The sequence below is a fragment of the Kosakonia oryzendophytica genome (assembly GCF_027886705.1).
In the GTDB taxonomy this organism is placed as follows: Bacteria; Pseudomonadota; Gammaproteobacteria; order Enterobacterales; family Enterobacteriaceae; genus Kosakonia; species Kosakonia oryzendophytica.
The window spans coordinates 304022-324411 of the sequence record NZ_CP115659.1 but is presented as its reverse complement, the minus strand read 5'-3'; the positions used below and the strand labels follow the sequence as shown (position 1 = coordinate 324411).

Annotated in this window: 27 protein-coding genes; 5 read left to right on the top strand and 22 right to left on the bottom strand. The window is 55.7% G+C overall.

Translation table 11 applies throughout. The features are described 5' to 3' along the window. The first annotated feature begins 2 nt into the window (after window positions 1–2). Together O9K67_RS01455 and O9K67_RS01450 are read left to right on the top strand one after the other, a co-directional pair. The gene (locus O9K67_RS01455; RefSeq protein ID WP_061492748.1) at window positions 3–1148 is read left to right on the top strand and encodes an amidohydrolase; all 1146 of its coding nucleotides are present in this window, start codon (window positions 3–5) and stop codon (window positions 1146–1148) included. Then, window positions 1145–2467, top strand: a complete 1323-nt coding sequence (locus tag O9K67_RS01450; protein WP_061492746.1) for an MmgE/PrpD family protein — start codon at window positions 1145–1147, stop codon at window positions 2465–2467. Before O9K67_RS01455 ends, O9K67_RS01450 begins: the two co-directional genes overlap by 4 nt. Here the strand turns inward: O9K67_RS01450 and O9K67_RS01445 are convergent. Genes O9K67_RS01445 through O9K67_RS01430 form a run of 4 tightly spaced genes read right to left on the bottom strand, consistent with a single transcriptional unit; the run spans window position 2444 to window position 7313 of the window. Next, the gene (locus O9K67_RS01445) at window positions 2444–4738 is read right to left on the bottom strand and encodes a molybdopterin-dependent oxidoreductase (RefSeq protein ID WP_061492744.1); all 2295 of its coding nucleotides are present in this window, start codon (window positions 4736–4738) and stop codon (window positions 2444–2446) included. The genes O9K67_RS01450 and O9K67_RS01445 overlap by 24 nt on opposite strands. A 1-nt stretch (window position 4739) precedes the next feature. Further along, a complete protein-coding gene (locus O9K67_RS01440; protein ID WP_061492741.1) occupies window positions 4740–5501 on the bottom strand; it encodes an amino acid ABC transporter ATP-binding protein in 762 nt (253 codons plus the stop codon). Continuing rightward, window positions 5494–6420, bottom strand: coding sequence for an amino acid ABC transporter permease (locus tag O9K67_RS01435; RefSeq protein WP_061492739.1), 927 nt, complete (start codon window positions 6418–6420; stop codon window positions 5494–5496). Before O9K67_RS01435 ends, O9K67_RS01440 begins: the two co-directional genes overlap by 8 nt. Next, window positions 6420–7313 (bottom strand): ABC transporter substrate-binding protein, encoded by an 894-nt coding sequence (locus O9K67_RS01430; RefSeq protein ID WP_061492737.1) that lies wholly within the window; start codon window positions 7311–7313, stop codon window positions 6420–6422. The genes O9K67_RS01435 and O9K67_RS01430 overlap by 1 nt, the downstream gene beginning before the upstream one ends. Window positions 7314–7537: 224 nt before the next feature. On the opposite strand from O9K67_RS01430, the gene O9K67_RS01425 reads away from it, so the two are divergent. After that, window positions 7538–8332 (top strand): SDR family NAD(P)-dependent oxidoreductase, encoded by a 795-nt coding sequence (locus tag O9K67_RS01425; protein WP_061492735.1) that lies wholly within the window; start codon window positions 7538–7540, stop codon window positions 8330–8332. Window positions 8333–8348: 16 nt separating this feature from the next. Here O9K67_RS01425 and O9K67_RS01420 read toward each other — a convergent pair whose 3' ends face one another. Then, entirely contained in the window at window positions 8349–9326 is a 978-nt protein-coding gene (locus tag O9K67_RS01420) for an AEC family transporter (protein ID WP_061492734.1), read from the bottom strand. Window positions 9327–9685: 359 nt separating this feature from the next. Between O9K67_RS01420 and O9K67_RS01415 the strand changes: the two genes are divergently transcribed. Continuing rightward, window positions 9686–11086: a hypothetical protein gene (locus O9K67_RS01415; protein ID WP_061492732.1), complete on the top strand. Its 1401-nt coding sequence runs from the start codon at window positions 9686–9688 to the stop codon at window positions 11084–11086. A 62-nt stretch (window positions 11087–11148) separates the two neighbouring features. Here the strand turns inward: O9K67_RS01415 and O9K67_RS01410 are convergent, their stop codons facing one another. From O9K67_RS01410 to O9K67_RS01365, 10 genes are all read right to left on the bottom strand, one after another. Beyond that, window positions 11149–11508, bottom strand: a complete 360-nt coding sequence (locus O9K67_RS01410) for an SMI1/KNR4 family protein (protein WP_071889834.1) — start codon at window positions 11506–11508, stop codon at window positions 11149–11151. After that, window positions 11505–12005, bottom strand: coding sequence for a hypothetical protein (locus O9K67_RS01405; protein WP_061492730.1), 501 nt, complete (start codon window positions 12003–12005; stop codon window positions 11505–11507). The genes O9K67_RS01410 and O9K67_RS01405 overlap by 4 nt, the downstream gene beginning before the upstream one ends. Beyond that, window positions 12002–12385, bottom strand: a complete 384-nt coding sequence (locus O9K67_RS01400) for a hypothetical protein (protein WP_061492728.1) — start codon at window positions 12383–12385, stop codon at window positions 12002–12004. The genes O9K67_RS01405 and O9K67_RS01400 overlap by 4 nt, the downstream gene beginning before the upstream one ends. A 45-nt stretch (window positions 12386–12430) precedes the next feature. Then, window positions 12431–12781 carry a hypothetical protein gene (locus O9K67_RS01395; RefSeq protein WP_061492726.1) on the bottom strand — a complete coding sequence of 117 codons (351 nt, stop codon included), beginning with the start codon at window positions 12779–12781 and terminating at the stop codon, window positions 12431–12433. 75 nt (window positions 12782–12856) lie between these two features. Further along, window positions 12857–13396 carry an SMI1/KNR4 family protein gene (locus tag O9K67_RS01390; RefSeq protein ID WP_061499713.1) on the bottom strand — a complete coding sequence of 180 codons (540 nt, stop codon included), beginning with the start codon at window positions 13394–13396 and terminating at the stop codon, window positions 12857–12859. Window positions 13397–13436: 40 nt separating this feature from the next. Continuing rightward, entirely contained in the window at window positions 13437–13880 is a 444-nt protein-coding gene (locus tag O9K67_RS01385; RefSeq protein ID WP_061492725.1) for a tetratricopeptide repeat protein, read from the bottom strand. A gap of 15 nt (window positions 13881–13895) precedes the next feature. Beyond that, window positions 13896–14465: a hypothetical protein gene (locus tag O9K67_RS01380; protein ID WP_061492723.1), complete on the bottom strand. Its 570-nt coding sequence runs from the start codon at window positions 14463–14465 to the stop codon at window positions 13896–13898. Then, window positions 14462–15244 carry a hypothetical protein gene (locus O9K67_RS01375; protein WP_061492721.1) on the bottom strand — a complete coding sequence of 261 codons (783 nt, stop codon included), beginning with the start codon at window positions 15242–15244 and terminating at the stop codon, window positions 14462–14464. Before O9K67_RS01375 ends, O9K67_RS01380 begins: the two co-directional genes overlap by 4 nt. A 53-nt stretch (window positions 15245–15297) precedes the next feature. Beyond that, window positions 15298–15621 (bottom strand): hypothetical protein, encoded by a 324-nt coding sequence (locus O9K67_RS01370; protein WP_061492718.1) that lies wholly within the window; start codon window positions 15619–15621, stop codon window positions 15298–15300. A gap of 31 nt (window positions 15622–15652) precedes the next feature. Continuing rightward, window positions 15653–15946 carry a hypothetical protein gene (locus O9K67_RS01365; protein WP_061492716.1) on the bottom strand — a complete coding sequence of 98 codons (294 nt, stop codon included), beginning with the start codon at window positions 15944–15946 and terminating at the stop codon, window positions 15653–15655. Between the two features lie 96 nt (window positions 15947–16042). On the opposite strand from O9K67_RS01365, the gene O9K67_RS01360 reads away from it, so the two are divergent. Then, window positions 16043–16633 carry a DUF4291 domain-containing protein gene (locus O9K67_RS01360; protein ID WP_061492714.1) on the top strand — a complete coding sequence of 197 codons (591 nt, stop codon included), beginning with the start codon at window positions 16043–16045 and terminating at the stop codon, window positions 16631–16633. A gap of 34 nt (window positions 16634–16667) precedes the next feature. On the opposite strand, the gene O9K67_RS01355 is transcribed toward O9K67_RS01360, so the two are convergent. From O9K67_RS01355 to O9K67_RS01325, 7 genes are all read right to left on the bottom strand, one after another. After that, window positions 16668–17114 (bottom strand): hypothetical protein, encoded by a 447-nt coding sequence (locus O9K67_RS01355; RefSeq protein WP_061492712.1) that lies wholly within the window; start codon window positions 17112–17114, stop codon window positions 16668–16670. Window positions 17115–17177: 63 nt separating this feature from the next. Further along, on the bottom strand, window positions 17178–17519 hold the full coding sequence (locus tag O9K67_RS01350; protein WP_061492710.1) for a hypothetical protein: 342 nt from the start codon (window positions 17517–17519) through the stop codon (window positions 17178–17180). Then, window positions 17509–17988, bottom strand: a complete 480-nt coding sequence (locus O9K67_RS01345; protein ID WP_061492707.1) for a hypothetical protein — start codon at window positions 17986–17988, stop codon at window positions 17509–17511. The genes O9K67_RS01350 and O9K67_RS01345 overlap by 11 nt, the downstream gene beginning before the upstream one ends. 50 nt (window positions 17989–18038) lie before the next feature. Beyond that, window positions 18039–18818 carry an SMI1/KNR4 family protein gene (locus tag O9K67_RS01340; protein ID WP_271044634.1) on the bottom strand — a complete coding sequence of 260 codons (780 nt, stop codon included), beginning with the start codon at window positions 18816–18818 and terminating at the stop codon, window positions 18039–18041. Window positions 18819–18885: 67 nt separating this feature from the next. Beyond that, window positions 18886–19329: a DUF6386 family protein gene (locus O9K67_RS01335; RefSeq protein ID WP_061492705.1), complete on the bottom strand. Its 444-nt coding sequence runs from the start codon at window positions 19327–19329 to the stop codon at window positions 18886–18888. Between the two features lie 48 nt (window positions 19330–19377). Continuing rightward, window positions 19378–19626: a DUF7660 family protein gene (locus O9K67_RS01330; RefSeq protein WP_061492703.1), complete on the bottom strand. Its 249-nt coding sequence runs from the start codon at window positions 19624–19626 to the stop codon at window positions 19378–19380. A 275-nt stretch (window positions 19627–19901) separates the two neighbouring features. Continuing rightward, window positions 19902–20243, bottom strand: a complete 342-nt coding sequence (locus tag O9K67_RS01325; protein WP_061492701.1) for a hypothetical protein — start codon at window positions 20241–20243, stop codon at window positions 19902–19904. Window positions 20244–20390: the final 147 nt, after the last annotated feature.

Below are 20390 nucleotides of genomic sequence, written 5' to 3'. Positions count from 1 at the left end.
CTATGACCGACATCGCTGAATTACCGGCCTGGCTGACCGACTTTCGCCATGAACTGCATCGTTTCCCTGAACTCTCTAACCAGGAGTTCGCCACCACCGCCCGTCTTCGTGCCGCGTTGGAAACCTACCAGATACGCATTCTGCCGTTAGACTTGCCGACCGGGCTGGTCGTTGAACTGGGCGGGCAACAACCGGGCCCGTTGATCGTCCTGCGCGCGGATATCGACGCACTGCCGATTGATGAAAAATCCGGCGTGCCGTTCAGCTCAGAGCACCCCGGCGTGATGCATGCCTGCGGCCATGATTTCCACAGCGCCTCGGCGCTGGGCGCAGCGATTTTGCTCAAACAGCAGGAAAGCAGCCTGCCCGGACGCGTGCGCATTCTGTTTCAACCCGCGGAAGAGACCGGACAAGGCGCACCGGCGGTGATTGCCGCAGGCGCGCTGGAGGGGGCAACGGCGATTTTTGGCATCCATAACGATCCGGCGCTACCGGTGGGCGTTATGGGCAGTAAAGCCGGCGCGCTGACTGCGGGCGTTGACCGCTTCCGCATTGATATCACCGGCACCGGCAGCCATGCTGCGCGCCCGCATGAAGGCAACGATCCGGTGGTGATCGCCGGGCAACTGATCTCTACCCTGCAAACCCTGATCAGCCGTAACGTCCCGTCCGATGAAAACGCCGTGCTCTCCCTGACTCAGGTGCACAGCGGCAGCACGTGGAACGTGATCCCGGATAGCGCCTGGCTGGAAGGCACCGTGCGTACCTTTAGCCAGACGGTGCGTGAACAGATTGAGCAGCGCATGCGTGATGTGCTGACAGGGCTGGCCGCCGCGTTTAACGCGCGCATCACGCTTGACTGGCAGCCCGGCCCGCCGTCGGTGGTGAACAGCGAAGAGTGGGTCTCGCTGGCGCTGGAAACTGGTCAGGAGGCAGGTTTTGACGCCCGCCGTATCGCCGCGAATCCGATTGGCGAAGACTTCGCGTTTTACCAGCAACGTCTGCCCGGCGCGTTTATCATGATTGGCTCCGGCGGCCCGTATGCCCTGCACCATCCCCAGTTCCGCGTGGATGACGCCGCGCTGTTCCCCACCGCACAGTGGCTGGCGACGCTGGCGGTAGAAGCGCTGAAAAAGGCGACGGCATGAGCGATATCACCCAGGCTGTCGCCCGGCTGATTGTCGACACGCAGCCGGATGACGCCGCCCGTGAACAGGCGCGGCGCGGTGTGCTGGACTTTTTCGCCGTCGCCTTGCCGGTGGTGAACGGCGCGTTACCTGACGCTACCTTAGCGTCATTGCGCCAAATCTGGCCGGGGCAGGACGCGCAGTCTCGCGCGCTGCGTCTTGGCTACAGCGGACATGCGCTGGATTTCGATGATTTTCACCCGGATTTTCGCGGGCATGTCGGGACGGTCATCCTCCCGGCGTTGCTGGCGCTGTCGGCAGAGAGCGCCATCATTGAACCGACGCAGTTTCTCGATGCCTTTGCGCTGGGTGTGGAAATGGCAGGCCGCCTGGGTCTGGCGGTCGGCAGCGGTCATTATGTGCAGGGCTTTCACAACACCAGCACCCTCGGCGTGCTGGCAGCAGCGGCGGCCTGCGCCCGTCTGGTGAAGGCGGATCCTGCGCAAACCGCGAATATCCTCGCCATTGCCGCCACTCAGGCTGCCGGATTACGCGTGCAGTTCGGTTCGGATATCAAACCGTTGCATGCCGGGCTGGCGGCACGGGCGGCGGTCACCGCCGTACAACTGACGCAGCATGGCGTCAGCGCGCAAACAACCGGCGCGCTGGATAGTTTTCTCGCCGCTTATAGCCCCACGACTGCCCGCCCGGCGTTGCTCACTGAATGCTGGGGCGCGCCGTGGCGCATTGTTACACCAGGGCTGGAGTTTAAGCCCTGGCCGACCTGTAGCGGCACCCACGGCGCTGCGCTGGCGGCACTGACGCTACGTGAGAAATGGCTGGCGGCAGGGTTTTCCATTGCGCAGTTACACCACGATGTGGAGCGGATTGAGGTGGCGTTTCCGCCCGGCGGCGATGTGGCGGCATTTATTCATACCCCGACCAATGGCGTTGAAGCCCGTTTCAGCCTTGAATATGTGATCGCCGAATGCTTACTGGACAATGATTTGCCGTTGAGCAGTTTCGCCCCCGGCAATGTCAAACCGGCTACCGCCGCGCTGGCGGCACGCGTCGTGCGTACGCCGGATCACAACGCGCCGCCGGACGCGCTCAACCCGGCTGCGCGTTTTCATCGCCTTCGCGTAACCACCCGCGCCGGAGTGATACTGGAAACCGAAGCCACACGCCAGATGCTGCTGGCAAAAGGCGTGGATTTAGCGGAGAAACTACACCGCTGCCTGCCACAAGCGGATGACGCCACCCGCAATGGCTGGCTTACGCTGACCCGTCTGGAGAGCGCCCAGGCGCTGCGTACCCTACAGGCGCTCTTGCTGGTTTAGGGGCACAAAAGCCTGCACCTCGCCGACATCGCCGGTAAACAGAGACACCTGAACGACAGTGATCTGCCCGCTGCACCCTTGCCCCAGCGAAGAGGTACCGATGTCGCGCGTCAGAACGTTGGGGTTACCATGACGACACAGTGGACGCGCAGCCAGCGGGTCCACCGGATCGTACCAGGCACCGGTCGGCAGTTGCACCACGCCGGGCATGATGTTCTCCGACAAAGTCACCGCCGCCAGCACGGCACCGCGCAGGTTATGCAACATAATCATCGCCCCTTCGGTAATACCGCGCGCAGCGGCGTCGGTCGGATGCATCATGCACACCTCTTTACCCTGCTGTTTATGCCGTGCACTGTGTCGCCCGTAGTCGAGCTGACTGTGCAGGCGGGTGGCGGGTTGATTGGCAATCAGCCACAGCGGATGCTGCGCGTCGGGTTGTTCGTCCGGCGTCAGCCACACCGGGTGACCGGGGCAATCAGCATAGTTGAAACTGGCGATGGTCGCCGAATAGATCTGGATTTTGCCATCCGGCGTCGGTAAGGGGTGCGCATCGGGATCATCACGAAAACGGCGCATCATGCGCCCGCCATCGTCCACCTGCGGCAGCGTCAACACGCCCTGCTGCCAGAAGCGGTCGAAATCGGGTGTTTTCACCCCTTCCTGCGCCAGTTTTTCCTGCATCTGCCCGTACAGATGTTGTAACCACTCACGCACCGTACGCCCTTCGGTAAACGCCTCTTCACGCCCCAATCGGGCGGCAATATCCCGGAAAATAGCAAAATCATCCCGCGCGTCGCCCCACGGTTCAGCCACCGGGTGCATGGCGAACAGGTGTCTGTCCGTTGGCGCGCCGCCCACGTCTTCGCGCTCCAGCGTCATGGTGGCGGGTAAGATCAGATCCGCATGACGCGCGGTCGCCGTCAGGCTGTGTTCGTGGACAATCAGCGTATCCAGTTGACAAAACGCGTGGCGCAACCGCGCCAGATCCTGGTGATGATGGAAGGGGTTACCGCCCGCCCACCACGCCAGCTTAATGTGCGGATAGCGGCGGCGCTGGCCGTTAAAATCAAAGGGCGCGCCAGGGTTGAGCAGCATATCGGCGATACGCGCGACCGGAATAAACTCGTCAACGCCATTGTTGCCCTGTGGCAGCGAGGGGAAAGAGACGCGGTTAAACGCTTTCCCGTAGTGACCCAGCGCCCCCAGCGCATAGGCATAGCCGCCGCCGGGCAGACCGGGTTGCCCCAACGCCGCGGCCAGCACCATGCCCAGCCACACCGGCTGCTCGCCGTGCTGCGCACGTTGTAACGAATGGGCGACCGTGACCACCACGCGCTTACCGTGCAGGCGCCGCGCCAGCGCAACAATGTGTGCGGCAGGCACGCCGCAAATGGCTTCCGCCCAGGCGGCATCCCGCACCGTGCCATCCTGCGTACCATTGAGGGAGGCAACCAGCGTTGGCCAGCCGGTGCAGTAACGCGCCAGAAAATCTTCATCACTCAGCCCGTGTCGCCATAAGGTGTGCAAGAGCGCCAGCATTAATGCCGCATCAGTACCCGGGCGCACCGGTATCCACTCCCCGGCGGCTTCATCCGGCAAGTCATGGCGCAATGGGCTGATGGAGATAAATTGCGCGCCGCGTTCGGCAGCCTGGCGCATATACCCGCGCTCGGTGTGTTCGCTCATGCCGCCGCTGGCGACCTGGGAATTTTTCAGCGCCAGACCGCCAAAAGAGAGCACTATCTCGCTGTGTTCGGCAATCTCACGCCAGCTCACACCGCGCCGGGAAATCTCATCCTGCGAGGCAGCAATGTGCGGCAGGATCACGCTGGCCGCCGCAGAACTGTATGACCATACCGAGCGAACATAACCGCCGATGGTGGTGTTCAGAAAACGGTGCACCTGGCTCTGCGCATGGTGGAAGCGCCCGGCGCTGGACCAGCCATACGAACCGCCAAACACCGCTTGCGGGCCAAAGCTATCCGCCACGCGTTGCAGTTCGTTTGCCGCCAGATCCAGCGCCTGCGCCCAGCTAATGGCAATGTACTCATCGGCCCCGCGCCGCGCGTCCGGGCCTGGCCCCTGCTCCAGCCAGCCTTTGCGTACCATCGGCCTGGTCACGCGCGCCGGGTGGCGCAGCACATCGGTAAAATTGTCCAGCAACGGGCTGGGATCGGGATCGCCAGCAAAGGGCGTAATGTGCAGTTCATCCCCCGCCGGGGTGGCAGTAAACGCTCCCCAGTGGGAGCTGTGCGTCACGGGCGGCATATTAAAGCACCGTGGAGAGAAAGTGGCTGACGCGAGCGTTGGCGTTATTTTCCAGTACCTGGCGCGCCGGACCGGAGGCGATCACTTTTCCCGCTTCCATAAATACGATGTTGTCCGCCACTTCGCGGGCAAAGCCGATTTCATGGGTGACGATCACCATGGTGATGCCGGAGTGCGCCAGCGCTTTGATCACCTGCAACACTTCCCCCACCAGCTCCGGGTCAAGCGCCGAGGTCGGTTCATCAAACAGCATGACTTCAGGATCCATCGCCAGCGCGCGGGCAATCGCCACGCGCTGCTGCTGACCGCCGGAGAGCTGCTGCGGCCAGTCATCTTCCCGCCCGGAAAGCCCAACCTGTTGCAGAAGCAGGCGTGCTTTCGCCACCGCCTGCGCCCTGGGCTGCTTTTTCACCCGGATGGGCGCATCGATAATGTTTTGCAGCACGGTGCGGTGCGGGAAGAGATTAAATTGCTGGAACACCATGCCGATACGGCTGCGCTGGCGGGCGATTTTGCTGTCGCTCACTTCAAACAGCGCCTGGCCTTTTTGCTCATACCCCACCAGTTCGCCGCCAATGCGGATTGTCCCGGCATCCAGTTTTTCCAGGTGGTTAATGCAGCGCAGCAGCGTCGATTTCCCCGACCCCGATGGGCCGAGGATCACCGTGACCGACCCGGCATCCACATCCAGATCGACGCTATCGACCACCGTCTGCCCGGAGAAACGCTTGGTGATATTGCGTAATTCAATTGCCTCAGCCATTACTCACTCTCCTGGCGTTAAACAGATACACCGGCAGCCTGCGGGCAAACCAGACTTTGGCTTCAACGCGCTTTACACCCCGGGAGAAGTAGCGTTCGACATAGAACTGCCCGACCGACAGTACGGACGTCAGCAGCAGGTACCACAGCGTGGCGACCAGCAGCAGGGGGATCACTTCATAGGTGCGTTGATAGATAATTTGCGCCGAGTAGAGCACATCCTGTAATGAGATAACCGACACCACCGCCGTGGTCTTCAGTTGACCAATCACCTCGTTACCGGCGGGCGGCAGGATAGCGCGCATCGCCTGCGGTAAAACGGTATGGCGGAGAATCTGCCCGCGCGAATAGCCAAGTGCCCGCGCAGCTTCCAGTTGCCCATTCCCAACGCTCTGGATGCCCGCACGGATGATCTCCGCCGCATAGGCGGACTGGTGCATCACCAGCGCGATCACCGCTGCGCTAAAGGGGCTTATCAACGCGTTCGCCGGAGAACTGTAAAGCTCCCCCAGCCCCGGCAGGCTAATGGCGATGGTTGGATAAAGCGCCGCCACGTTGTACCAGAGGAAAAGCTGCACCAGCATCGGCACGCCGCGGAAAAACCACGTATATCCCCAACTTACCGCCACCAGCACCGGGTTCGATGACAGGCGCATCAACGCCAGCACGGTGCCGCCCGCAAAGCCCAGCACGACGGAAATGGCGGTCAGTTGCAGGGTCATCACCACGCCGCTGATGATGGAGTCTTCGGTGAAGCTTTGCGCCACCACGCCCCACTCAAAACGCGGGTTGTTGAAAATGGAATGCAGCAAGCCTGCCAGCAGCAGTAAAACGAACAGGGCGCTGAACCAGCGCCCGTAGTAGCGTTTACCGACAATGCGCAAAGCGTCCTGCGAGGGTGAAGGAGTGGTGTGCGCCATCAGAAAATCTCTTCGTTACGTTTGGACTCTTTTACCGCGCCGAAACCAATCGACCAGTGGTCGAGGATCTTCTGGTAAGAGCCATCTTTGATCAGGGAGTTGAGGGCAGCCTGTACGGCCTCTTCCAGCCCGGAGCCTTTCGGGAAAGCGATAGATACCGGTGCATCGTTAACGCTGATTTGCCCGCTCATGGTCAGCGGTTTCACTTTGCTGACCTGCCAGGTCAGGCCTTCATAGGGGCCAAAGAACATCGGTACGCGCCCGCTGACCACCGCCTGTACACCTGCCGGACGGTCCGGGAAGACGGCGATTTTAATCGGCGCTTTACCCTGTGCTTCACACGCTTTGCTGCCTTCGTTCAGACGGTTGATTTGCGTGGTGCCCGCACCTGCGCCAATCTCTTTGCCGCACACCTGCGTCAGTTCGGTAAAGGCGGGAATGTTTGCATCCTGACGGGAGATAATGCCAAGGCGGGACGCATCGTAATAGCTGACGAAATCCACCTGTTCCAGGCGCTTTTGGGTGGCATTAATGTTGGCGAGCGCCACATCGTAGCGGCCGGATTTCAGCCCCGGAATAATATTGTCGAAACCGCCGGTATCGTGCCACTGCACTTTCACGCCGAGGCGTTCGGCAACCGCGGTCATAATATCGATTTCGCGCCCGGCCAGCGTTTTATTATCTTCCTGATAAAACGTTGTTGGCGGCGTATTTGGGTTGGTGCCCGCAATAATATAACCGCGCTGGATGACCTCCTGCGGTAATTTCGCTTTTAGCGACGCATCTGCCGCAATAGTAAACGTGGTTTGCGCCGGAACGCTCTGTTCAGCGGCATTAACCTGTTGCACGCCACTTATTGCGAGGAGAATGGAGAATACGCCGTATTTATTCATATTGTGGTCTGTCCCCTGAAAAAGAAAATAACTGCCAAATATATTGTGTGAATTCCATTCTGTTAGAGCAGTGAAAACGAGGGAAGCAATAAAACCAGAAAAGCAATGCTGCAAATTGCATAAGCCAGTGCGCACACGTAATCAGGCAACAATTGGCAATGCGCGTGCTCACTCAGGTGCTAGCCTTGATCCATAGGTTAAATCCCTCACATCAGGAGCAGACGATGAAGATTGATCTCAGCGGGAAAGTGGCGCTGGTGACGGCGTCAACGGGCGGCATTGGTTTTGCGATTGCCAAAGGGCTGGCGGAAAGCGGCGCGGCGGTGATCCTCAACGGGCGAAGCGACGCCTCGACCCGTAAAGCAAAAGCCGCGCTGGAGAAAGAACTACCGGACGCCACATTGCACACGGCTATTGCCGATCTGGGCTCTGCGCAGGGCGTGGAGGCGTTGCTCAACGCGGCGGGTGACGTGGACATTCTGGTGAATAACGCCGGGATTTACGGCCCGCAGGATTTTTACGCCACCGATGATGAGACCTGGGAAAACTACTGGCAGACCAATGTGATGTCTGGCGTGCGCCTCTCCCGCGCGTTACTCCCGGCGATGGTGAAAAAACAGTGGGGACGGGTGGTATTTATCTCGTCCGAATCGGCGCTCAATATCCCGGCGGACATGATCCACTACGGCGTGACCAAGACGGCGCAACTGTCGCTGGCACGCGGGCTGGCAAAATTTGTCGCCGGCAGCGGCGTGACCGTCAACAGCGTCTTGCCGGGGCCGACCATGTCCGACGGCTTTGCGGAGATGATGAAAGAGGAAATTGAAAAAACCGGCAAGCCGCTGGAGACGCTGGCGAAAGAGTTTGTGATGGCCCATCGCCCGAGTTCAGTTATCCAGCGCGCCGCCACGGTTGAAGAAGTGGCGAATATGGTGGTGTATGTCTGCTCGCAACAGGCTTCCGCCACCTCCGGCGCGGCGCTGCGCGTGGACGGCGGCGTGGTGGACGATATTGTCTGACTGGTTCCGGCTGGCCTCAGGGCCAGTCGGGATAAAAATGCCCCATCAGGATCATAAACAGCGGCGTCGTTACCGTAGAAAGGAGAGTGGACAGCAGCATGCTGGTCGCGGTCGCGCCTTGCAGCACCTGGAATTTTTGCGCCATCAGATAGACGTTTACCCCCACCGCCATCGACCCCAGCAACACCACCACCTGACTTTCCGCCCGCGGCAGATGCAACAGGTATGCCGCCGCCCAGATAAGCCCTGGCATCAACAGCAGTTTAAGCAAACAGATTGCGCTACTCTCGCGCAGGCCTTTGCGAATGTGATAGCGCGAGAGGCTCATGCCAAGCGTGATCAGCGTTAACGGCGCGGCAACCTGCGCTACCATGCTGACCGGACTATCAAAAAACTGCGGCAGCGGGCGACGAAGCGCAAAACTCCAGAAAAAGCCAGTAAAGATGCCGATAATGATCGGGTTGCGCAGTACGCTTATGAGCGTCTTGCCGATCCCACGCACCGAGAAACTGCCGTTTTGTGCCCATTCGACAGAGACGGTCACCAACGTCCACAAGATCAGGCTGTTAAAGACCAGCACCAGCGCGACCGACGCGAGACTCGCCTGACCAAGCAGGATGACAGCCACCGGAATACCGAGCATGACGTTGTTAGAAAAGATGCCGCCCAGGCCAAACACCGAGCCGGAAATTGCGTCCAGGTGGAACACATTTTTCGCCAGCACGCGGCCAATAACATAGATGACCAGGCAACTGCCGAAATAGGCGATCAGCAGCCGCATATCCACCGGCGGACTTTGATAAAACTTACTCATGACTTTGAACAACATGCAAGGAATCGCCACGTTAAAGCAGAAGCGATTTAACCCCTCGTTGACCGACTCCGGCCAACCGGCAAAGCGGCCTAAGCCATACCCCAGTGCAATCAGTAAAAAGAGCGGCGCAGAGAGGAGCAGTTGCTGCGCGAGTTGCCCGAAAAATTCCGCCGTGTCCATCCCTTACCCTGTCTGTATTAATGAAATTACTGTTAACGTCTTGTTTTTGACAGTATATGGGGAGGCAACCGCGCCGTCAGTCCCTGATGACGGAGGATCCACGCATTTTTGCGTTTTTCTTTTATTGAAAAGTTATACGTTTCGCTAACTATATAGTTTCATTGGGTAAATATAACGCTTGGCAACAATATTTGTAACAATATATTTCTAATATATAACAAATATGTAATTTTATTCGTATAGTTCTGTTATCTATTTTTTTAAGAAGGCCCACCTGCAACCTGAATTTATCTATTCCTTATCACAGCAATTATTAGCCGAATAGTAAAAACAAATAATGATAGTTCGAGGTTAACTCCATGATAGCACTGAAAGCATCCATTGTGGTTGCTGGCTGCGCACTGCTTTTATCAGGCTGCGCATCCTATGACAACACAGCCTGTAATAATGCCTTCACCGCCGGGCAAAATGCCATTAATAATAAAAACTATGATGCCTACCTGAATAATCGCCAATTAATGCTGCAACTTTGCTATTCCAGCCAGACGGAATATAAAGTTACCAGTGCAGTTATGGATTACGATAATGGATTATTAAAAAAACTCTATGATGATAAAGATTATGCGAATCTCATTAAATTCACTGAACAGCAATTCGCTGCCAGCGATACTAAAGACTATTTTTATCATCTTCTCATGCAATATCAGTACTATAGCGGGCTGGCAAAACAGCAAGCGAGCAGTAATAAAACGCAGGCTATCAGTACTCTGACGAGTTACGAGACGCTGGTAACACGTTATGCCCGTGAATTAGGCGCTGCGCATGCGAATTACCTGTATGCGTCCTCTTACAAAACCCATAGCGAAATAGGCGATGGCTCCAAAACGTTGCTGGATAAATTCGTCACCGCGCTGAACCTGACGCCGCTGGCAAGCGGTGATATGTATACCGCAGCAATAAACCTGGCGCGGGACCTGAAAAATAATAAACTCGCCAGCCGCCTGGGGACACAGTGGTCCACGCTAAACAGCGCATGGGGCGGTGTGGATGAGGGCCATCGCGTTGTCGCCGACAGCAATAAACTCCGCGACGTGGCGGCCATTCTGAAGAAGAAAGGCTTTGGTGACCTGTCTGACGTGACGGCCGCGCTGGCGGGTACGCGCCATAAAACGGAGGTCAGCAACCAGCAATACGCTGCGCAGCAGGCACAGGCGGAAACCGAGCGCGCTCAGGCTGCGCAGCAAGAAGCGCAGCAGCCATCGCAGGTCGATACGCTGGTCAATGCGGTGACGGGTGTCGCCAGCAGCGCCATCGTTGCGCATGCCTCTGGCGGCAGCGTGTCTCAGGCCGTCGGTAACTCGCTCAACCAGGCCGCGCTGGCCGCTAACAGCAGCAGTGAGAGCAGTTATTCGCCCTCTGCGTCGTCCGGCGCCGGTGCTTCTTCTGCAGGCAGCAGCGGTGGCGGTTCTGGTGGTGCCCGCCCGGCGCTCTCCGCCGAAGCGATGGCTATCGACCTGAGTGGCGATTGTGATACCGCCGAGCGCAAAGGCGCTGAAGCGGCAGAGAAGATAGGCGCACAGGCGCAGTCACCAGACGCCGGGATTTGTTCCTCCGGTAAAGGCGTCAAACTGCTGGGGGAAATCGCCGTTCGTGTTGCGCAGGCCTGTAAAGTCCGCCCGACCTGGAAACAGATGGAAGATCAGGGCTATGAGACGATTAACGAGGCGCAGCAGACCATTAACGATTCCTGTTCACCCTGACAAACAGCGCCCCGCACACTGCGGGGCCTTTCCACGCCGCGATTGATACAGCCGCGCCAGTGTCAGGCACAGAGCTGGTCGATATCTTCCGCGATAGGCTCCATTTGCAGACTACCCAGCGCGCCCAGATCCTGTGTGTAGATGGCTTCCTTGCCCACACGCGCGTGGATGAAATAGCCCACATCGCCATCCTGACCGATCAACAGGTATTCCGGCTCCACCTGCTGGACAGCATAGGTCTGGTTGCGCTCCAGCAGATCGTGGTAATTGAATAACACCAGAGCGTCGCCGTTCGGGGTGGTGATTTCCCAACACGCGTTTTCCCGGATCGTTTGCAGTAAATAGCGGCGGTAGCGCGGCGGCAATGTCATGCCCAGCACGCGCTCAAGGTGTTGCAGTGAAGGTGGCAGCAGGTTACTCATTTTCGTTTCTTCTTCACGTTCTTTACGTTGGGCACCAGCGGCGAGTGATCGTAAACGTAGATTTCGTTCAACGTCAGCTCAGGCGGTATCTGGTGGAGATGATCGGCGAGCTCGTCATGCGGCGAAGGTAGAGGAAACGACAATCCATAATCGTTATCGACAATCAGCGCGCCGTGCAGAATGCGCACCTCTTTCACGAGCATGGAAAGCTTCTCCATGGTGATCCCCGGGTAGAGGGTCTGCCGGTATTTACCGCTATAAGTCTGGTTACAGCCCACCGACACGATGATATCCAGCGAATTGGTGAAGACGACCATCGCGCCGTGATTAATAAAATAGCCGTGCATTGTCTCTGCCTGCGGGTGCGCGGGCGGGTAGATTTTCGTTTCCACCGTGAAGCGCTCAAGCAACTCTTCCAGATAGACATCAATCGACTGGCCAAGGCAGATATTGCCTAGCGAGTGATTACTGATGATGTCCGCATTCAGATCAATCATCCTTCCTCCTGCGTTGCCGGAAACCGGCCACGAAGATACGCAGACCACAGTTGCGTGACTGCCCAGCCGCCCGCCTTCCCGGCAGCCAGACTTTTAGCAATCAGATCGACATCGTCAGCAATACGCGCCGCGATCTCTGCATTGCCGTTGATGCGAAAAGCATGTTTGAATGCTTTTTCGCGTAATGTGTCGATAAAAGTCAGCACCTGCGCCGGGAATGCCTGGGCCTGAAGTTCACGATATGCCTGCATCCAGGCCTCATCGAATGCAGCTTCATCGCGCAAATCCAGGGCGGCATCGGCATCCAGCGATGCCAGGAAATCAAAAAATCCGTTGGCGGATAAGCGGTTATCCAGCTCGGTTAAGGCAGGACTGATCATCTTGCTACTCGCTCCGTTGGTGCGCTGATGGGGATAGGGACACGCTCAGCGATAGATCCCGCGTTGCTCTGCCTGTTCAATCCAGATGTCCTGCAGGCTTCCCTGGATTTCGGCATCCTGATAATGCACCGCAAAATCGCCATCAATCCCTTGCGGGAAATGACTGCCATCCAGCATGCCGAAGATAACCGAGGCACTGTCGGCCATCGCCATCTGTATAAAGCGCAACACATCTTGTTGCTGCTCGACGGTAAGCGATGCCAGCGCATTTCTGGCCCTACCATAGACGTCGCTGTCGCTGTTCACCGGTCTGGTCAACGTCTGCTGGTAACGTACGGCATTGTCGTCAAACAACGCGCGGGCAACCGCCTTCACCACCTGTTCATCATGTTCCATTATGTTCTCCTGCAATGGGGCTATCGCGGATGCCGCTCTCCCCTGAGGTCGTGTGCAAATGCAGAAAACGTGGCCTTATGCTATTTCCTGCCAGAAAGCGAGATTAACCGCGCCGACCGCGCTGGCAACCTCTTGCGGGTGCGCGGCCTGTAAAAACAGTGACCCAACACCCCGGATAAACAGCGCAAAACTGTCAGCAACCGGATCGTCATCCGCCGCTGTCGGTTCGCTGGTAATGGCGTAAACGCGCTGATTCAGGGTATTAAGCAGCAGGGTATACGGATCGGAAAGCGCAATCACGATGATGCCCTCAGGACGGCTGACGCCGGGCCACCAGCGGTTAAACGCCTCACTTTGATTGAGCGCTATCACCTGCGCGAGGTAATCCTCACCTGTGCCAAAGGCGATATTGCCAAGGGAGAAATGGTCCAGATCATAGCGGGAAAGAAACGCCAGGAAGTCACCGCTCAGCCTGACATTCAGGATTTGCTCAAGCGCACATATGTCGCCCACCGGTTCGCGCCGTTGTTTTAGCAGTAATTCATCCATCTCACCCTCTAAGGGTAAAAATTTTTCGGCCAGTCGTTGTTCAATATCCGCCAGGGTTAATAGCATCACGTCCTCGTTTACACGGTTTCCATCACATTGAATTGAATCATCGCTGCCGCGCAAGGTAAAACTCCAGGTACTTGTGAGGATATTCTTTAAAAGGCCGACGCTTGCCATAACGATAGATCGCGTCGAAATAGCGGAAGGCCTCATCCAACTGGCCCAGTTCATATAAGGCCATGCCCAAATCCATATGCGGCCCGACATCAATTTCAGAACGGCGATATTCCAGTTCAACCTCCGCCCATGCTTTGGCTTTTTCATAGTTGCCAAGGGCAAACCAGGCGTTGTAATAACTCCCTGTCAGCCATCCACCGATCATTTCCCATGCAAACTTCGGCTCAGGCAACAGTGCACAGGCCTGATCATATTGCCGGATAGCCTCGGCGAATTGCTTTTTATCCGACAATGCATTGCCAGCGTTAATAATATCGACAATCCTGTTTTCCAGTGCGGCGTCAGTTTCTGAGAGCAATGGGCTTAATAACATATCGGCTCCTGATGCTTATTCTGCTGGCTTGTTGTGAGCAGCCGGCGGCGTTAATCCGTATTTATTCATCACATGTCGTGCTTTTGCGGCTACCGGCTGCCACTGACTGTCGGTTAACGCCTGTAATGCGGCAATGGCAGACGGAGTGGCTATTTTCGCCAGCGCATAAATACAGTCCGTCGCCAGGTTAAATATTCCGTTCTCGCGATCATCACAAAGGTAGTCATGATCCGTTGCAGCACACTGATAAATTGCCGCTACCGCGCTTTCACTGCGCGGCGCGAGAGTTAACAGCGCTCTGAGCACTTCCGCATGCCGTTGATGCCAGAATGCCGTTAACGCCGGAATAAGTGCCTCGCTGTCCGGTGGTGAAAAGTGAAAGTGAAAACCAAGGTATAAGGTTAACTCCAGCGCCAGCGCATTTTCCGTCTCTACCGCATGACGCAACTCATCATTAATGAGGGTACCGATAGTTTCCTGGCTGGCCGGGTAGTTGAGGAAAAACACCGCATCGCTGATTTTCCCCTCGCGCAGCGGGCGGTTATCGAGCACCGCTAAAACCAGCGCCAGTTTGTCCGTTATCATGGCAGGCGCTTCCGTGTTTTAGTGGCGTCACCGCCTTTCCAGGCAATCAGTAATCCGGCCTCGCCCAGCGTCTGATTGACTTCAGCAATACGCGCGTCGCTGACCGTCCAGAGCCATAAATCATTCTGCAGGTGTTCAATATCACCGGCACCGGTTGTCGCGATCCAGGTTTGTAGCGGCATGCCCATTACCGGCAGTGCCAAATGATGGCGATTAACGACGTTAACGGGATAAATCATTCGCAGCATGCTGCGCCTGTAACGCTCCGCCCCGCGGAACCGGCCCGGCGTTTCCCGCTTAAATAACGCGGGGTTTTCGCAGCCGCAAACAGAGACCAGATTTTCGCCGGCCGCATAATAGTAAGCTTTGCTGACCGTGTCGCAGTGGTACGCAATCCCGTAATCGAAATGAATCTCGCAGGCCACCATTCTGAGCAGAGCCGCCATATCCCCACACGCAGGAAGTTGCATATCGATATGGTGAAACTGGCCGAACTCGGCGGTGGACACACCGAAAGAAGCAGACCAGGGCAGCGCACCGGGCTTCTCGCTATACAATCTGAATGCATTGATCTGCTGCGCCGCCACTTTTTCCCGCAATGCATCCAGCGTGGACTCGATCAGATCGTGATCGCCGGGGTGGTCGCCCGGCTGCACATACTGATTCCAGCCACAGGATGAGACCTCCAGCGCAGCGTGTTTGAAAAGCGTCATACCCAGCGCCAGCGCCGAAGCGGGTGAAACCTGTTCTGTGCCGTATAGCGCAATTCCTGTGTACATACCTCTCCCTATGTTGCGGTTATTCCCCAATCCTGGTTTGTTGCACGCGCAAATCAATCACCGGGTTTTTCCCAGCAGCGAATTTTTTCCATTTCACGTTCCAGATCGCCCATATCATCATCGCCCAGTTCATCGTTAAATTTCGCAGACAATATGGCGCGCACCTTCGCCAGACGATGCGTTACCCGGTTACGATCGATAAAACCGGTAGTTTCCCGGCAATATGCCAGCTCATTTTCCGCCGCATCACATATTGTTTCGCCGTGGTAATAGTGGCGGGCGATATCGCGTAGGGAGATCAGGATATACTCAACCTCACTCAAAATGGCTAACGCCTCTTCTCCGGTCAGCTGGATCTGTTCGTTTTCTGCTTTCATATACTCTCCGCAGGCGCTGCAATATGTGTCTTCACTCCAGAAAGATCTGTTCTATATAGCGGTTAACCGCTGAACTCATCCCGGCAAGCGCGCGGGCATCTTCACCTGAAGCATATTTCAAGGCGCCTTCCAGATTATCGCGAAGGACAAACAGTGCCCAGGCGACGGATTTTGGAAGCAGGCTGTTATCTTTATACGCGGCGTAGAACGCATCCAACGCCCGATACAGTTCTTCCACGGTGTCCTTCCCGGGGATATTCGCCAGGCGGACATTCTCAACAATATCGAGAATCAACGCATTTATATGCGCAACACTGTTTTCCATAGTATCCCGTTATCTCTTACAGTACATTCTCATCGCGGCGCGTTACCACGCCAACTGCGCGGTAAAATCCCGCCATGCACTTAGGATGAGTAAAAGATGATGCAAATAACAGAAAATACTCCCGTCGCGGAACGGGAAATAAGAGCGTTTTATACTAACGATGTTATCCGCGTTTATCAGGCTTATTCCGACGCCATTGCCGATAGCGCCCTTGCGCAGGGTACCTTTGTTTCCCCGCCCTTTAGCATGACCCGTATGACGTGGATTAAGCCCTCGTTTCTGTGGATGATGTACCGATCTGGCTGGGGGAAGAAAGATCCGCATCAGTGCCGGGTACTGGCTGTCGATCTTAGCCATGAAGGCTTTAAGCAGATCCTTAATCAGGGGATTTTAAGCAGTCACCGTCATGCCACTTGCGACGATCAGGCCGAATGGAAAAGTAAAATCGCCGCGTCCGATGTGGTCATTCAGTGGGATCCGGAGCGGGATATTCACATGAATAAACTGCCCTGGCGCACCATTCAGATTGGCTTACGCAACCAGGCAGTGGTGGATTATTGTCAAAAATGGATCGTCAATATCACCGATGTCACCGAACGTGCGACCGACATTCACACGCTGGTTAATGCCGGAAATATTGATGACGCCCGCCGGTTGCTGCCGGAAGAGAGAATTTACACCGTTTAAGCAGGAGGCATAACGCACCGGCCACGCAGAACAGTCAGCCGGATGAGGGGGCGGTACGATTCTGCAAAAAATAATCGAGATATTTTTGTGGTCGCCCCTGAAATGCCCGCCGCTGACCATAGTGCCAGGCTTGCGCAAAATAGTTCAGCGCCGCGTCGTATTCCTTTAGCTCATAGCAGGCCATTCCCAGATCAATGAGCGGCGCGGTATCAATCGCAGAACTGTTCGCGGCCAGAGCGATTTCGCCCCATGTTTTTGCCGCGGCGAAGTTCTGCAAATCGAAACAGGCGCTGTACAGACATGCCGCGACCCAGCCCGTCACGCTCCACGCCATTTTAGGCTCAGGCAGTAGCGCCCAGGCCTGCTGATACGCCGCCAGCGCATCGGTAACGTTCGCATTATCGTGGTGGATGTTGCCGGCTTCAACCAGCATCGTGATGCGATTGTCCAGTTCTGCGTCAAGATCTTCATGTTTCGTCATGTTCAACCTGCCAGGGTAAAAAGCGATCTTTCAAGTGAGTCCGCCCTCGCATTACCGCCTCTGTTAAACCTTACCGGTTTGCATAAACTCTTCGAGTTGCCGGATAAAGTGCGCTTTTTGCTTTGTGCGCTTCACGTCCAGTACGCTGACACGGGTGATATGCCCCTTTTTGTCATAATCCTGTTTTTGTAACACCAGCACGAACTCCCCGCCGGGGATCCCTTCGGGTTCGTACCGGGAATCAAAACTCACGCCCAGTCGCTTATTTTCACCGCCGATCAGCACCGCGCTGAAAAAGTAATCGATATTTTCGGTCACCGGCTCAACATCATAGAAATTATTAAGCGTGATAAACCATCCCGCAGGAACACGCAGCGGCTGCAAGCCAACATTCTTATCCGTCATGTGTCGTCGCCTTGAAATACGAGGCCGGAAGCGCAGCCAGTTGGTGGATTTCGTTATCATAGGCGTGCCGGTCGATGCCTTTTAACGTAACTATGCGTTCAAAAAATCGACGCGCCTGTGTTGCCATTTCACGTATAAATTCGCCTTTCCCGACCACGGCTTTCACTTCACCGTGGCAATCAACGCTGATCAGAACCTGGTCCCGCAAGGGTGTAAACCGCACGGTGATAGGCTGATCCGGGAAACACGTTTCGAACGCGTTTTCTTCCGCCAGCGCCAGCAAGCCCGACGTGAAATACGCCCACAGCTGATCGACATAATCCCACATGGCCTGATTAATCAGCTCCACACCGTTTATCCGCAGCAGCAGAGCGCCATCAATATAGTCCGGATCCGTAATGGTGCCTTCAAAGGCGAAAACATCAACAAAACCCTGCTCAGACTTAATAAAACTCTGTACCTCAATCATGGTAAAAACCTTGTTCAGTCACGCTCAGGACATCCTCAGGATCGGGTTAATTAATCCCTTGTATAGCGGGTAAAAGAGGCAAGAAATGCCGAAAAATCTGGCCAGATGCCGAAGATTTCCGCCTGCTCATGCAAAATATAAAAATAGACCTGACCGGCGTCCTTTTCCCTTAACGATACCGCATAGATGCCCGAGCCCGGATCGTAAGCAAACGGGAGTAACTCGCCTTTTTTAAAGCCTTCCGGCAGACCTTCTTCATCGAACTGATGGAAACAGTCCCCTATCTCATCCACTGTAAAAAACGCATTGATGGGATAAATATAGGCATCGTCATGAACATACGAAGGCAGCGGCTGGCCGCCATTGAATGTCTGGTATAACGCGATCATCCCAACAGGCAGCGGCACGGGCGTGAGTGCGGCCAGGCGCGCAATGTCATTTTCCGTTGCGGGCGGCAGACTGTCGGTCAAAAACAGCGCCCCCTGGTAATCCTCGGCCGCATCAATGACCTCTCTCAACCAGTCGGCGAAGGTGTCAAACACCGTGACATTCTCGTATCCCGCGCTCGCAAAGTCGTGAATGATAATGACACGCTCGCCCTGATCCCGTTCCCAGCAGGCTATATCGTCGTTATCTTCCCGGCGGGCGAAAGGCAGCAGCGCCCGCCCCGGATAGCGTGTTTTCACGCCCTCATAACGTGTCTTCAGCCTGTCGCCTTGCAGAATAATCCACGGGTCGAAATCCACCGTTCCTTGCGCGCAGAGTCGCAAAAAATCCGCTGGGTAGCTAAACCATGCCGGTAATTCACTGGCCGTTAAAAGTTGTGCCATGTCTTTTCTCCCTGTTAGTTACAGACCCAAGGGTTTCGTTTTTGCCGCAACGGCACAAGCCGGGTATTTATATTCTCAGGAGATCCTGAATATCATTTGATGCGCCCTCGACGGGGGTGAAGGACAGCGATATTTGCGACTGTGATTTGCTGTAACGGACCCTATAACAGCTCACCGGAAGGGGCAAAAATATGCCAGCCATTACCGCTGAGCCGTCAGGTTCAAGATCGCCGCCGGAGGTATCTTCGCCTGCGCCAATAAACACCCTGCCGGACGGAACGCGCAGCGACAGCGAGGCGCAGGTGTCATCGAGATCATCCCTGATGATCACGCGGTATTCACCGTCCTCACCCAGATTAAGAAACAGCGCATTCCCGCGATTAATTTCTTCTATTTCATCTTCAGGAATGCTCCACCAATCAGCATCATCACTGACCCGATGCTGCAAACAAGCCAGGTCAAAAATCGCCAACGTCGCCGTGCCGGTGACAAAAGTAAATGTCGTCTCCATCAGGTATCCTTTGAGGTGAAGGCGCAGCTATAAAACGCCAACGGAGGGTTATTCATAGCTTTTAGCAGCCATTAATACATCGGCAAAAACGCCCCAGCTAATATTCTGGGGAAGCGGCAACTGCCTGTTTTTGTAATAACCGTCCATATCTTCAATCCACGACGCCATGGCCTCAAGATAATCCGCAACGCTTTTATTTTGCCACGCTTCAGGTGAATGTCGGGCATCGGTTGCTAATGCCTGTATCAGGGTTAGTAGTTCCTCCCGGTTATTTACCGGGAAATATTCTTCACACATGCTGTGCTCCTTATCCGTTCTCTACGATGTTGAGACCGATGATAAAGCGTACCGCTATCTTACCGCGGTTTTATCACAACAGATTTTCCGCACCTGCGCCCTCGATCAGTAAGGTGACCTGGCGATAATGAGGGTGAAATTTAAAAAATCGTGCGTCATTCAGGCTCCTTACACGCATACCCCCTGAACTAAAGCGCGTTGATCGTGTGTTGCGCAGAATAACAACAACACAGTGATGTGTGGATAATGATATTCACCACGTAGTAGCCCGGAGATTAGGGTAAAGAATGCGGAGCCCAACGTCGTCTCGTCCACTGTATTGCGTGATCAGATAACAGGGCTTTAATCCGTGCCTCAAACGCTTCATTGAAGTGGTCATCAGAAGCGATAATCACATCCAGAACATAGTGTTCGTCGCACAGCAATTCACTCAGTCGGTCCTCTTTATCGATAACCTGGATTTCAAAGTCATGACAGACCGCACAGGCAATATAGCGCCCTTTATCATCACGACAGATGAGCGGCTGTTGAAAAGCACGTTCGAACTTGCAAAGTAGCGCGTCGAACGTCCCCTCTTCCGCCAGGACAAAACTCAACCACCGTTTATTGCTCGTCATATTTACTCCCCTGAATGAGACCAATAAATTAGCCCATATTGCTGGCTACGGTCGATGCATGCCCGTAGATGAGGATGGCGCTGCTCTGGCAAAGAGCCAAAAGCCGACATGTCTCCTTGCATCGCATACGCATTTTAACGGCTTAGA

Excerpts from the sequence above, each read along its gene's own strand:
- O9K67_RS01365 (WP_061492716.1), bottom strand. The coding sequence starts at position 15,946 with ATGGAAAACAGTGTTGCGCATATAAATGCGTTGATTCTCGATATTGTT.
- O9K67_RS01390 (WP_061499713.1), bottom strand. The coding sequence starts at position 13,396 with ATGCTATTAACCCTGGCGGATATTGAACAACGACTGGCCGAAAAATTT.
- O9K67_RS01420 (WP_061492734.1), bottom strand. The coding sequence starts at position 9,326 with ATGGACACGGCGGAATTTTTCGGGCAACTCGCGCAGCAACTGCTCCTC.
- O9K67_RS01395 (WP_061492726.1), bottom strand. The coding sequence starts at position 12,781 with ATGGAACATGATGAACAGGTGGTGAAGGCGGTTGCCCGCGCGTTGTTT.
- O9K67_RS01425 (WP_061492735.1), top strand. The coding sequence starts at position 7,538 with ATGAAGATTGATCTCAGCGGGAAAGTGGCGCTGGTGACGGCGTCAACG.
- O9K67_RS01405 (WP_061492730.1), bottom strand. The coding sequence starts at position 12,005 with ATGATTGATCTGAATGCGGACATCATCAGTAATCACTCGCTAGGCAAT.
- O9K67_RS01450 (WP_061492746.1), top strand. The coding sequence starts at position 1,145 with ATGAGCGATATCACCCAGGCTGTCGCCCGGCTGATTGTCGACACGCAG.
- O9K67_RS01455 (WP_061492748.1), top strand. The coding sequence starts at position 3 with ATGACCGACATCGCTGAATTACCGGCCTGGCTGACCGACTTTCGCCAT.
- O9K67_RS01375 (WP_061492721.1), bottom strand. The coding sequence starts at position 15,244 with ATGTACACAGGAATTGCGCTATACGGCACAGAACAGGTTTCACCCGCT.
- O9K67_RS01435 (WP_061492739.1), bottom strand. The coding sequence starts at position 6,420 with ATGGCGCACACCACTCCTTCACCCTCGCAGGACGCTTTGCGCATTGTC.
- O9K67_RS01325 (WP_061492701.1), bottom strand. The coding sequence starts at position 20,243 with ATGACGAGCAATAAACGGTGGTTGAGTTTTGTCCTGGCGGAAGAGGGG.
- O9K67_RS01400 (WP_061492728.1), bottom strand. The coding sequence starts at position 12,385 with ATGATCAGTCCTGCCTTAACCGAGCTGGATAACCGCTTATCCGCCAAC.
- O9K67_RS01340 (WP_271044634.1), bottom strand. The coding sequence starts at position 18,818 with ATGGCACAACTTTTAACGGCCAGTGAATTACCGGCATGGTTTAGCTAC.
- O9K67_RS01345 (WP_061492707.1), bottom strand. The coding sequence starts at position 17,988 with ATGATTGAGGTACAGAGTTTTATTAAGTCTGAGCAGGGTTTTGTTGAT.
- O9K67_RS01410 (WP_071889834.1), bottom strand. The coding sequence starts at position 11,508 with ATGAGTAACCTGCTGCCACCTTCACTGCAACACCTTGAGCGCGTGCTG.
- O9K67_RS01380 (WP_061492723.1), bottom strand. The coding sequence starts at position 14,465 with ATGATAACGGACAAACTGGCGCTGGTTTTAGCGGTGCTCGATAACCGC.
- O9K67_RS01330 (WP_061492703.1), bottom strand. The coding sequence starts at position 19,626 with ATGTGTGAAGAATATTTCCCGGTAAATAACCGGGAGGAACTACTAACC.
- O9K67_RS01440 (WP_061492741.1), bottom strand. The coding sequence starts at position 5,501 with ATGGCTGAGGCAATTGAATTACGCAATATCACCAAGCGTTTCTCCGGG.
- O9K67_RS01350 (WP_061492710.1), bottom strand. The coding sequence starts at position 17,519 with ATGACGGATAAGAATGTTGGCTTGCAGCCGCTGCGTGTTCCTGCGGGA.
- O9K67_RS01355 (WP_061492712.1), bottom strand. The coding sequence starts at position 17,114 with ATGACGAAACATGAAGATCTTGACGCAGAACTGGACAATCGCATCACG.
- O9K67_RS01430 (WP_061492737.1), bottom strand. The coding sequence starts at position 7,313 with ATGAATAAATACGGCGTATTCTCCATTCTCCTCGCAATAAGTGGCGTG.
- O9K67_RS01360 (WP_061492714.1), top strand. The coding sequence starts at position 16,043 with ATGATGCAAATAACAGAAAATACTCCCGTCGCGGAACGGGAAATAAGA.
- O9K67_RS01415 (WP_061492732.1), top strand. The coding sequence starts at position 9,686 with ATGATAGCACTGAAAGCATCCATTGTGGTTGCTGGCTGCGCACTGCTT.
- O9K67_RS01335 (WP_061492705.1), bottom strand. The coding sequence starts at position 19,329 with ATGGAGACGACATTTACTTTTGTCACCGGCACGGCGACGTTGGCGATT.
- O9K67_RS01385 (WP_061492725.1), bottom strand. The coding sequence starts at position 13,880 with ATGTTATTAAGCCCATTGCTCTCAGAAACTGACGCCGCACTGGAAAAC.
- O9K67_RS01445 (WP_061492744.1), bottom strand. The coding sequence starts at position 4,738 with ATGCCGCCCGTGACGCACAGCTCCCACTGGGGAGCGTTTACTGCCACC.
- O9K67_RS01370 (WP_061492718.1), bottom strand. The coding sequence starts at position 15,621 with ATGAAAGCAGAAAACGAACAGATCCAGCTGACCGGAGAAGAGGCGTTA.